Source organism: Segetibacter sp. (genome assembly GCF_025963695.1).
Taxonomy (GTDB): domain Bacteria; phylum Bacteroidota; class Bacteroidia; order Chitinophagales; family Chitinophagaceae; genus Segetibacter.
Genome location: NZ_JAOQAH010000073.1, coordinates 1 through 10226, shown reverse-complemented (window position 1 = coordinate 10226; position 10226 = coordinate 1). Strand labels below are relative to the sequence as shown.

The following is a 10226-nucleotide window of genomic DNA, read 5'->3' as shown; positions in this document are numbered from 1 at the left end:
CGCCGCGTCCGCTTCCTCCAAGGCCGGCAGGGCGACTCCAGCTAAGACGTAATTCTCCATTTTGTGTTGCGTCTGCCGGTACCTCAAATTCTTCCGGCTGAAACGTCATTGGTTTCGCCCGCATGGGGTGGATTTCATATTTTCCATTTGCTACCAGTTTTACCTCTGCTTTAGCCTCTGCTCCATACACAATTTTTAACCGGTAACGGGCTGTTTTGTCCAGCTGGGTATATAACATTTCCAGCGGACGATCATGCAGCGCCTCAGCATAATTAGAGGATGACACTCTTGAGGAGTGGTCTTGCATGCGCACTGTAAAACCCGGCATAGCGGAAGAAAGGTAGGCCGGGTCCTGCTCGTAAGTTGAATTTTTTACTAAATGAGGCTGCGCTCCTGTATTTCCCAAATCATCGTAAAAACCTCCTGCTCCCGGATTGCTCCAGTTGACAATATCGTTAATCATGCGCAGGCGATCTGCTTCTGCAGGAATAGCGCGGATTTCAGAAAAGCGATGTTGCAACCAGGGCGCATTGTTCATGGGAAAATCAATCAAATCGAGGTTTGCACCCCTACCTACTGCAATAGCCTGGTATTTCGGCACACTTAATTGCATGTGAATGCTTTGAAAAAGCGCTTCTGCCAATTCGAAAACCCGGGCGCGCCAATCTGCGGCCGCAGGTATGGCAGGTTTTGCCAAAGCTGCCTCCGCTGATTCGATGGCTGCAACTGAACCAAGGGAATTAGCTTTTCTCAGATACTCCAGTGCCTTCTCCTCCTGCGCTAATTCAAACAACAAACGACTTCTATTGGTAGCATCGTAGTAGGCCCGGTACAGTGCCTGTTGAAAACGCCAGTTTTGACGCAGTGCCGGCGTAGCAGATTTTTCTAATTCCTGGAACTGGGCAAGCGTAGTATAAACGCCCTGGTTCACGCTTAACGGACCACGCCAGTTTCGCTCTAAACCAATCAAGCCTTGTGCAAATGACTCAGCCTCATTTGCCCCAATAAAGTACCTGCTGAAATCGCGGAGAATATCGTTAATATCAGCATCAGGGTTCCAGCCAAGACCGCTCCAGATAAACTTGTTTACATCGTCGTTACAACCCTCTGAATAGGTAAGAAAACCGTGGGGAGCCAAGTGTTGCAAGCGACGAAAAATGTTTGCCTGGTCAACAGGGCGGGGATTAATTGGCTCGCGGTTAAGCGTTACCTGGTAGGCGAAATCCCAGTCAGGCACCGGATACTGTGCTCTTATAGTATGCGTAATATCAGGATAAAAGCGAATTTTATATTGTTGAGGTAACTTGGTTTTTAAGTCGTTTAGACTTTCACGCTGCTGAGGGCCAAAAACCACGCCTTCCAACCAGGTGGGCCCTGTTTTCATAATCTTGTAGAAGTCATCCATCCATTCAGCATTAAAACCTTGTGGCGACATCCACATCTTTGCCGCAGGATGAAGCTTCTTCAACTGTGCAGCTTGTTTTTCAATCATCGGGAAAAGATCTTTAGGTGCCGTATGTCCAGGATCTCCACCGGGAACAAAAACCGCATCAATTCGAGGCAGTTGACGCAGCACTTCGCCCCACTCTTTTAAAGCACGGGCAACAGTAGCAGCATCTCCATAATTCTTCTCCAGCGCCGGATACCATATCCAGCACTCAATACCATATTCAGCTGCAATACGCGACATTTCAATCATCATTTGCATTGGCGGTATTGGAAAATGAGGACTATCAGCATCATCGTCTGAAACGGGGGGAATAAGCTCTATTGCGTTGGCACCAAAAACGACAAGGTCACGAATGTATTGCTCCCACATTGGCACCGTCCAACCATCATAAGAATTGGTCTTGGGACGATAGCCTAACTGGTGACCACGCAAAGCATATGTAGGAGAAGAAGTGATATTTACATTTGCTGCAAGCGTAACTTTTTGTTGCCCATAATCGAGCAACCGTAGCAAGCGTCCGGCACCGTATAGAACACCGCGTGCATCATTACCGGCAACAACAACAAGGTTTGGTTTTAAGTTGACTATCTGATAACCTTCAGGCTTTTCATTTCCTCTTGTATGCAGCGCGTTAGTAAGTTCAGGAAAAGCACGTACCAGTTCAGATCTTCGCCCTAAAACAATGGAAGTTTGACCTGCGTTTGGTAGTTGAGTTAAAACAGGCCAGCGCACATTACTTCTTTTTTGCACTTCTTCTATCAACATTTGCGCAGCCTTTTTTTCCGGGCCGGTCATTCCGGGAGCTAAAATTAAACTGGCAGTTGTAAGATCCGTTTGAACATTTTTTTGAGCAAAAACGGGAAGTGAGGAAAAATAAAAAAAGCAAAAAGCAAAAGAAACAAGCATTGTTTTCATACAGCATTGTTAGGTTTAGCAGCGTTATTTAATATCGTTAGAAGCACTCGTTTCTATTCTGATACTCTTTCTCAACTTACTATTCACTGATATCAGAAATTGATTGTTATGCGTTGCAGAACAGCCTAAGCAATTACAGTTAAGAAGAGTTACATGAAACCTGATCTCTTCGTACAGAGTAACAAAGAAAGACATTGGTACCAGCTTTTTTTACAGAGATTTACCTACTTTTTGTACGATATTATCTCAACCCGACTGTCTTGTAAGACAGTTTGTAACACTTCTAATTTTATCAGGTGTAAGTAGCCGAAGTGTGAATACTAGTGGTTACTGCTCCATTGCAGATTCCGCTGAAGTTAACTACCCTATCCGGCTGTAAGGTAACGAGAGTTTTGGCTGTAAATCGACCAGGTGCTTCCGGCCAAACCGACGATGTCGAATAAGTAGCACACGCTGTAGAAGCAGCCATAGTTTTGAGGTTAAACCCAACCTTTTCAAAAGCGTGGCCAACACTACGATCAGCATGAGTGAGATAAGACATATATTAAGGATGGACAGTCAGGGACGCAGCATAATGTCAATAGCTGCCCGGGCAGATGCATCGCGTAACACGTAAAAAAGCATGTCAAAATTCTCGGAGAAAGCGCAGAATACGTAGAAAAAAGCCTCCTTTAAAGCCAGCAGCTATACGTTGAGGAAGTAAATGTTTTAAATGATAAGGAGCTGGAAGACTTCTTCGCTAAGAGTAAAGAACAGCCTGCTAACAGTTCATGCCGCGCTGCTTTCCTCGTATTAATAAAGAGCTGAAGCGTACCAATCGCTGGATGCTGTGGAAGCTTACCGCTAGGAGTTGCCGGATGGTAATTAGTACAGCCATTCGTGAAGCCGTGGAAGTACAAAACAGTTGCTTAAAGGCCGTAGCTACAGCAGAAGTCTACTTCGGCTGCAAATTCAATAATTATGCAAAAAGAAATCAAAAATGCAGGAGGCATTGAATCTCCTTTTATCTCCCATCCGAAAAGAGTAAGCTATTTTCTCATAAGCATTCTGGGTTAAATTCATCCCAGGTCATGTGTAAGTTATTGTTTGTGCTATGATAAGGGTGGTAATTTGACTTGGAAATACCTAATTCTTATTGTTTTAATCTCTTATCTAAAACATTATTTAGGTAACTCCCACCAATTATACAAGCTGCTAAGAAAATGACAGCAGGAACTAAGAACCAGAATATAAATGTTTCAGCATATTTAAAGGTCATCCAGTCTTTCAGTAAAGCTCGGAACAGAATATACATAAGGGTAAGCATGGCTATAGCTGTAACACAACTTATGATAATAGCTTTTTTAAAATTGAATTGGACATTAAAGTACTGCAATGATTTTTTAAGGATAACAGCAGCGATAGATCCTGCTACTGCTGAAATCGCAGCCATTAAGAGAGAAAAAATAGCAACCGAATATGCAACTGAAAAACCATTCGCCAACAAAATGGTATTTCTTTCCCCGTTTGGCATAATGCTGCAAATAGTTACGGAAGACCGGATGATGGCATATATCATAACTATTAAGGAATACGCAAATACTGCGGCGACTGCTGCTATTGCTCCATTATATGCTATAGTCCTGTCGGAAATAATTAGTTTACTATTTTCCATGTTTATTGTTTTTCTGCCCTTTGCTTAATGCCTATCATCATTCCTGATTCCATAATAAAATGTAGTGGTTCAAACAAACCATAGTAATAAAGAGTTGCTAATTTGCTTTGCCTTATCTCCATGGAGGGATAGCGAACAATCAATCTCGTGTTGTTGGCATCAAGCGGCTGCAGATAAAATGTCCATCCGCCAAGGGAATAATATTCATTAAGCTTAACCAATGAGACAACTGCATAACCTTCATTTTTGCCATAATAAACTGTATCGCCCGGTTGAGGGTTTTGCCACTCCGAATGAGCACTGTCCGCATTTACCATCTTCGCACCGAATAAATTCTCTAACCAATAGTAGCTGTTAAAGCCACCACGGTTTTGCCCGGTCTGTGCAATCCACGGCCATATTTCCTCTTTTGTTGCATGGATGGTAATGGCACGGGTAGAAACTATTCTGTTTGAAGAAATAAATTCACCTCCAGGTAAACTCATACTTACATCAGCTGGTGTCGCGCCCCAGTTGATGTGAATGGCGCGAATAAGGCTCCAATAAACTAATGCGATCAGTGCGTTGAAAATAAAGGTGTATTTAATAAATCGTTTTATCTGATACATCTCCTAATAATTATTTATTGTCTTTATATCATCAAATTTTTTCAATAACAATCAGCAACCTAATATACCATCAACAACCACTACAATACAAAGCGGCATCAAAGGGTCCCACTTGCCATAAGCTTCTGAATAAGCCAGCAAGGCGGTGCCCAGGCATAAAACCATGGCGTGTGTAAATTGATAACGACGGTTAATAATTGTAATGGTTGATAGTGAAAACAATGCTGCATACAAAAGGAAAAAATATTAAAAGCAGCACCAAAAAGATAGAATGCGAAATTATAAAACACATAACCCATTAATCCTATCCAAACCATTAACCATTGTTCAGAACCTTTGTTAGATAAATAGGTAGCAGTAATTAATAACGCCACCACTGCAAATAAAGTAATGATGTCGTCAGCAAGCCATGCGGATTTTACAAAAGCATTGTCCGCGGTAAACATTTTTCAATTAGCGAACCACCGGCTGAAACAATTGTAGCCAATATGCTGTAACAAAGGAAAGAACTAGTGCTTTTCCGGATAATTGAGTTTGCATAATTTAAAGCTGTTTTTCCTGTTGCTTACTCTTATATAGACTCCTAACCTGCGGTAACAGGGCGACAAAGAGAATGGCAACAGCTAAAAACATATAAAATGTATGCGACCAATGAACAGCAGGTAGAAATGTAATTTCAATTTGTATCCAGATTATCAAAGCAAAGGCGATATAAATACCGTACGTCCAACCCCAATACATGTCCTTATAGAAATTAAAAACTTCTGCAAATTTGTAGGCTGGTCTTTTTATCAAAGCGATTGTTACACCTATAGGAGCTATTCCAAGCACGGTAAATAGAATAATACCGGGAATTAAATAATCATTAAATGGCGAGTTTCTTAACAACCAAAGGGGCATCCCAAAAAGCTTACCGGACGGAGAAATGATTAAAACACCCCCTCCAAACATAGCCCCTAAGCCAAGAAATGCTAATAAGATGAGAAGGATGTTTCTGGCAGTTTTTTGTTTCATAAACACACTTATTTGAGTAGTAAACAGGATACAAGTTCTTAGTTACACTAAAGAAAAGCTGCGGTAGCACTTAAACCTTGCTGATTTGTTCCAAGCTCTTTTAAAGTCTCTTCTATGCTTAGTTTGTACCAGTTTATGTCTAAGTAATTTATGGGCTATTCTAAAGCCTGTTATTATTGAAAATCATTCACACTTATATAAGCCTAACCCCTTCATCCATTACTCCTTTTATTCTTGTTTTTTTTACACCTGCCTGTAGTAATAATTGCTCATTATCGTAAATATCTTTTACAAGCACATAACCTTTTGCAAGCAACCATTCCTTTTCAGACCGGGCAAGAGAAGTGAGGCAAGTAAGAGGATACAAGCCTGAACGGTCAACCCAGTCTTTTAGCGAGTTGTTGAAAGGATAGTCCCAACTAAGCAACTGCATCCCTTTACAATTTCCATACGCTATTGCATCGGTTGTAAATCTTGAATTGGTAACAACCCAGCCGGCAAAAATCTTGTCACTGTATTGTAGCGACACATTTGCTAATACATCCTCAAATCTTGAGTTGATATAAATAGGTGTTTTAACATCTACAGCCATGCCTGGTTGATTTCTGTATTTGCACTCCATCAGGTTTAGCTGATTATCTTTTTCCGCGATTACATCAATTTCGTGGGTTACACATTTTCCTTGCAGTATCTTCCCTACCTGTACACTAAATCCCTGGTGTTTAAAAAGCTCACCAATAAATATCTCAAAGGGAAACCCCGATGGACCGAGCTCCATAATTCCTCGTTTGAGATGGTAGCGGGCTGCATGAGTTTTTGAATGATTAGTCAGTAACTGGAATGCTTCGCTGTAAATCTTCTGGGTGCTTATGCCCTGATATAATTTCGGCAACAACGTTTCTACAATTGAATTTATTTCTTCCGGGGTTGCCTTAGCCCTTGACAAGGAGTGTCGCAGCTTCTTTATAGAGAATGGCTCAATTTGACCTGATGCTTTGGTAACCGTTACCCTATTTTTTTCTGTCGTCATAATTTCTAAATCATTTATGGCTCATTTTAAATTTACCGTTTCTCTTACAGGTTAAAAAGAAGGTAGTAATAACTTAGTGCTTCAAATGATTGTACTAACGGGATAGACTTGCTTAAAACAGAGTAGTACTGTACTTTATAAAATATGCCGAAATAAAAAACCTTACAATGCGTACAGGCACCACAATTTTTAAAAACGAAGCAGGAGAAAATTTAAAATATCCTGCAATAAAACATACCATAGCAAAAGGTAAGGGCGTGGTGGCGGCAAGTATAATAATTATCCATCCGTATTTTAAGAACAGGTCGCCATATTTTTTAAACTTTTTTTGAAGTATAACCATCTTTGCAACCTTAGCCTGGTTCAAATACTTGCCTGCTAAAAAAGCAATGAAACCGCATAGAGAAGATATAATGCCCAAACCAAGTACAATCAAAAAAAACTCATTCCATCCTTTGGATTGATATATCATCAAAAACAACTCCGCCGGAAAAATTCCTATTAATATTTCACTGATAAAAAAAATCAACCCGGTAAGCACGTAACTGCCCGATACCCTTTGGGCAAGGTTATTAAAATATTCGCCCGCATATTTGTTGATTATGATATTGATAACAACAACCATCAATAAAGCGATAACCGTCCAGAATATTTTTAGAGAAATATACTTTTTTAAAAAAGACCGGTCGGTGGAATTAGTCATGTTTTGTTCGGTCTGTTTCAAAAGGTATTTATTTAAGGCTTTTTATATAGGAGCTTTTTCAAGTTTTCTACAAAGGCGTGTTCATTTTTATTTTCACCCCTAAAGGCTAACGATATATCAACTGCTGTTTGCAAAATATTTTCTCTCATTGCAGCATTTACTAATTGACGGTTTTTATTGAAGAATATGGCAAAGGCATCGTATGCTTCATCAGCATAAATTTGCTTTGCTTCCAGCCAGTCAAATACTGATATAATTTGGAAGGCAGCAGGTGAGCCGAATTCATCAAGACTTTCTTCCACCGGTAGCCACCGTTCCTTTATTGCTTGTTTAAGTTTTTTTATCTCTGCACTTTCAATTGACCCGTCTGCAATTGCCATCGCATAAAAAAGATATCCCAATCTTGTATATAGCTCCGTAGGTATTGTATCTGTTTGTATCATAGTAGATTTTTATTTTTCGCTTTTAAGTATTAATAGCCTTAAAAACAAACTTGTTTAGTTATTGTATGCAATAAACAATGGTGTATTTAATTTCTGCATCAGGGTATGCGCCATGCTGGTTTTAAACCACCGGGAAAGTTCGCTTCTCCGGTAGCCTCCTAAAACAAGAAGTTCATTTTCTTTACGGTTTTGTAAATAACCCTGCCTAAATTTTTAAATAATGAGTGATTAAAACAGGTAGACCTAAGCTCTCAATAAAAGAGCCCTGCAATAAAACATAATAAAGTCACATCATTATTTAGCTGTGACAGCCATTACCGGAATTTTTGAATGGAAAGCCATTTCTTTCGTTACTCTTTTATTAAGCAGTCTATCCCAAAATGTTTTAGGGTAACTTATCATGGCAATAATATCAATCCCATTTTTTTCATTGTACTTTTCTATGGTGCTTTCAAAATCCTCACCTTCAAGAAACTCGCCTTTGAATAAAACATCAGGATAGGTCTTCTCTAAGAACTTAATATAATTATGCAACTCTCCTATGTTATACACATAATCGTATGCTTCAGCAAAATCTGTGTCTACAAATACAGCAACGTGTATCGTGGACGAAAAAAGTTTAGCAACATCCACAATAGGGTTCAGTAATTCTTTGTTCTCTTCAAAATGATTAGTAGCAAACAAAATAGCGTCTGGAGCAAACTTTCCACTTTCACCTGGTAATGTTTCTGCACTTGGAATTTCAGTAATATCCCATTCACTTAATGGAGACACTACCATTAAAGGCACTTTTGTTTTCCCAAGAATACCTGATGTTGTGCTGCCAAATACCCGTTCTGTTAGTTCAGTCTCTCCACGAGTGCCTATTACAATAAAATCTGCACCATTCTCTTCGGACGCCAGAAGTATACTATCAGCAACACTGCCGTTATATATTTTTGTAGTAACAGCCACCTTTTCTGCACCTTCTATACTGTCTTTCAACAACGCAAGCCTTTCATTTGCGCTATCCAGTAAAAGGTTGTTGTGTTCTTTCTTAATGGTTAAGTGGTCTTTAAAAGTGGTGTCAATAAAATCACAGGCATGTACTAAAAAAATTTCTGCCTTTGCCTGTTTTGCTATCTGCACAGCAAAATCGAGGGCTTTATTAGCATTAGAAGAAAAATCCGTAGGCACCAATATTTTTTTCATAAAACCGGGTTTTTAATAAAGTGTAAGCTAATTCCAATAATCAACTCATTTGATGATGTTAATCATGTTTAAAAGTGATTGACTACAGGTTTTATACGGCTTTAGCTGAAATAATGGATGCAGCACATTCAAATGAAATTGTTTATGAAGTCAAAAAATTAGCAGGTTCAGTTCCTCTGGTAAAAGATGTTCAAAAATGTTACGTAAGAAAAATGGGCTTTGATTATTATGTTGAAAAACGGCACAGCTTCATAGAAATAGGTAGGAGTAACAGACAAGCAAAACGATAGTAGCGAATTAAGCAGGGCTTTCTGCACAATAATAAAGTTTATTCCTATATTAGGAAGACGACTCCGCCATTGTAAAAACGTCATACATCAATATGACTGTCGTCATCTTTCTAATCAGAAAGTTAATTTATCTTCATCTAATTCCATGAAAAAGGTAGCTGTTACCATATTAATACTTCTTTATTTCACTACTTCAATTGGAGCTACTATTCGTATGCACTTTTGCATGGGTGAACTGATTTCGTGGACAGTAAACACTAAAGAAAAGGATGATAAGTGTAGCAAGTGTGATATGAAATGTGAAAAGGGGTGCTGTGAAGAAAAATCACAGGTTGTAAAAATTGACAAAGACCAGAAACTTGCTAAAGCCTTTTTTGAGTTTTCTAAAACTAACTTACCAGTTGCGCCAGCATTATATCAGCAATGGCAGGCATCAATAATTTCTTCCACTATTGCTGGTTTTCCTAAAGCAAATGCTCCTCCAGGCAAAGGTAAAATCCCCCTCTTTGTCCGTAATAGTGCTTTCCTGATATGATTAATTAAATACGGATTGAGACCAGGCATTTTGTAATGCTTGGCTATTCGCATTTCAATCAAAGACTTCAAAATTTCGCAACCCTTCCGCTTTCTCTTTAAGTTAATAATATGATTAGCACCTCTATTAAATGGGCTTTAAAAAACCGGATGGTTGTTTTGCTGATAGCAGCAGCAGTAGCAGGCTATGGCTTTTATTCGGTCAACAATACCAAGGTAGATGCTATACCCGACTTGTCTGAAAACCAGGTGATCATATTTACCGAGTGGATGGGCAGAAGCCCACAGATAATGGAAGACCAGGTAACCTACCCATTGGTAAGCAATCTTCAAGGTATTCCTAAAATAAAAAACATCCGAGCCAACTCCATGTTCGGAATGAGCTTCGTGTTTG

Annotated in this window: 13 protein-coding genes; 3 read left to right on the top strand and 10 right to left on the bottom strand. The window is 39.4% G+C overall.

The features are described 5' to 3' along the window. The 10 genes from JWR87_RS12555 to JWR87_RS12510 form a co-directional block, all read right to left on the bottom strand. The coding region (locus tag JWR87_RS12555; RefSeq protein ID WP_297820571.1) for a hypothetical protein at positions 1–2365 on the bottom strand (2365 nt) is incomplete at its 3' end. Positions 2366–2657: 292 nt separating this feature from the next. Beyond that, complete coding sequence (locus tag JWR87_RS12550; RefSeq protein WP_297820569.1) at positions 2658–2906, bottom strand: hypothetical protein; 249 nt, start codon at positions 2904–2906, stop codon at positions 2658–2660. A gap of 591 nt (positions 2907–3497) precedes the next feature. Continuing rightward, on the bottom strand, positions 3498–4019 hold the full coding sequence (locus JWR87_RS12545; protein ID WP_297820567.1) for a hypothetical protein: 522 nt from the start codon (positions 4017–4019) through the stop codon (positions 3498–3500). A gap of 2 nt (positions 4020–4021) precedes the next feature. Continuing rightward, positions 4022–4627, bottom strand: coding sequence for a hypothetical protein (locus tag JWR87_RS12540; RefSeq protein WP_297820565.1), 606 nt, complete (start codon positions 4625–4627; stop codon positions 4022–4024). 98 nt (positions 4628–4725) lie between these two features. Then, complete coding sequence (locus JWR87_RS12535; RefSeq protein ID WP_297820562.1) at positions 4726–5073, bottom strand: hypothetical protein; 348 nt, start codon at positions 5071–5073, stop codon at positions 4726–4728. Between the two features lie 97 nt (positions 5074–5170). Continuing rightward, positions 5171–5641: a hypothetical protein gene (locus tag JWR87_RS12530; protein WP_297820560.1), complete on the bottom strand. Its 471-nt coding sequence runs from the start codon at positions 5639–5641 to the stop codon at positions 5171–5173. Positions 5642–5834: 193 nt separating this feature from the next. Beyond that, positions 5835–6671 carry an ATP cone domain-containing protein gene (locus tag JWR87_RS12525; protein WP_297820557.1) on the bottom strand — a complete coding sequence of 279 codons (837 nt, stop codon included), beginning with the start codon at positions 6669–6671 and terminating at the stop codon, positions 5835–5837. Positions 6672–6783: 112 nt separating this feature from the next. Further along, positions 6784–7374 (bottom strand): VTT domain-containing protein, encoded by a 591-nt coding sequence (locus tag JWR87_RS12520; protein WP_297820554.1) that lies wholly within the window; start codon positions 7372–7374, stop codon positions 6784–6786. A 32-nt stretch (positions 7375–7406) separates the two neighbouring features. Then, on the bottom strand, positions 7407–7817 hold the full coding sequence (locus JWR87_RS12515) for a hypothetical protein (protein WP_297820551.1): 411 nt from the start codon (positions 7815–7817) through the stop codon (positions 7407–7409). 294 nt (positions 7818–8111) lie between these two features. Continuing rightward, positions 8112–9008, bottom strand: coding sequence for a universal stress protein (locus tag JWR87_RS12510; protein ID WP_297820549.1), 897 nt, complete (start codon positions 9006–9008; stop codon positions 8112–8114). Between the two features lie 74 nt (positions 9009–9082). Here JWR87_RS12510 and JWR87_RS12505 point away from each other — a divergent pair, with 74 nt between their 5' ends. The 3 genes from JWR87_RS12505 to JWR87_RS12495 form a co-directional block, all read left to right on the top strand. Next, positions 9083–9298, top strand: coding sequence for a hypothetical protein (locus JWR87_RS12505; protein WP_297820544.1), 216 nt, complete (start codon positions 9083–9085; stop codon positions 9296–9298). 145 nt (positions 9299–9443) lie between these two features. Next, positions 9444–9833, top strand: coding sequence for a hypothetical protein (locus JWR87_RS12500; protein ID WP_297820541.1), 390 nt, complete (start codon positions 9444–9446; stop codon positions 9831–9833). Positions 9834–9943: 110 nt separating this feature from the next. Beyond that, positions 9944–10226: efflux RND transporter permease subunit (locus JWR87_RS12495; protein WP_297820538.1), on the top strand; the 283-nt coding region annotated here is incomplete at its 3' end.

What these genes read in the sequence shown, in the direction of transcription:
- JWR87_RS12550 (WP_297820569.1), bottom strand. Translation starts at nt 2,906, where the DNA reads ATGTCTTATCTCACTCATGCTGATCGTAGTGTTGGCCACGCTTTTGAA.
- JWR87_RS12545 (WP_297820567.1), bottom strand. Translation starts at nt 4,019, where the DNA reads ATGGAAAATAGTAAACTAATTATTTCCGACAGGACTATAGCATATAAT.
- JWR87_RS12540 (WP_297820565.1), bottom strand. Translation starts at nt 4,627, where the DNA reads ATGTATCAGATAAAACGATTTATTAAATACACCTTTATTTTCAACGCA.
- JWR87_RS12535 (WP_297820562.1), bottom strand. Translation starts at nt 5,073, where the DNA reads ATGTTTACCGCGGACAATGCTTTTGTAAAATCCGCATGGCTTGCTGAC.
- JWR87_RS12530 (WP_297820560.1), bottom strand. Translation starts at nt 5,641, where the DNA reads ATGAAACAAAAAACTGCCAGAAACATCCTTCTCATCTTATTAGCATTT.
- JWR87_RS12525 (WP_297820557.1), bottom strand. Translation starts at nt 6,671, where the DNA reads ATGACGACAGAAAAAAATAGGGTAACGGTTACCAAAGCATCAGGTCAA.
- JWR87_RS12520 (WP_297820554.1), bottom strand. Translation starts at nt 7,374, where the DNA reads ATGACTAATTCCACCGACCGGTCTTTTTTAAAAAAGTATATTTCTCTA.
- JWR87_RS12515 (WP_297820551.1), bottom strand. Translation starts at nt 7,817, where the DNA reads ATGATACAAACAGATACAATACCTACGGAGCTATATACAAGATTGGGA.
- JWR87_RS12510 (WP_297820549.1), bottom strand. Translation starts at nt 9,008, where the DNA reads ATGAAAAAAATATTGGTGCCTACGGATTTTTCTTCTAATGCTAATAAA.
- JWR87_RS12500 (WP_297820541.1), top strand. Translation starts at nt 9,444, where the DNA reads ATGAAAAAGGTAGCTGTTACCATATTAATACTTCTTTATTTCACTACT.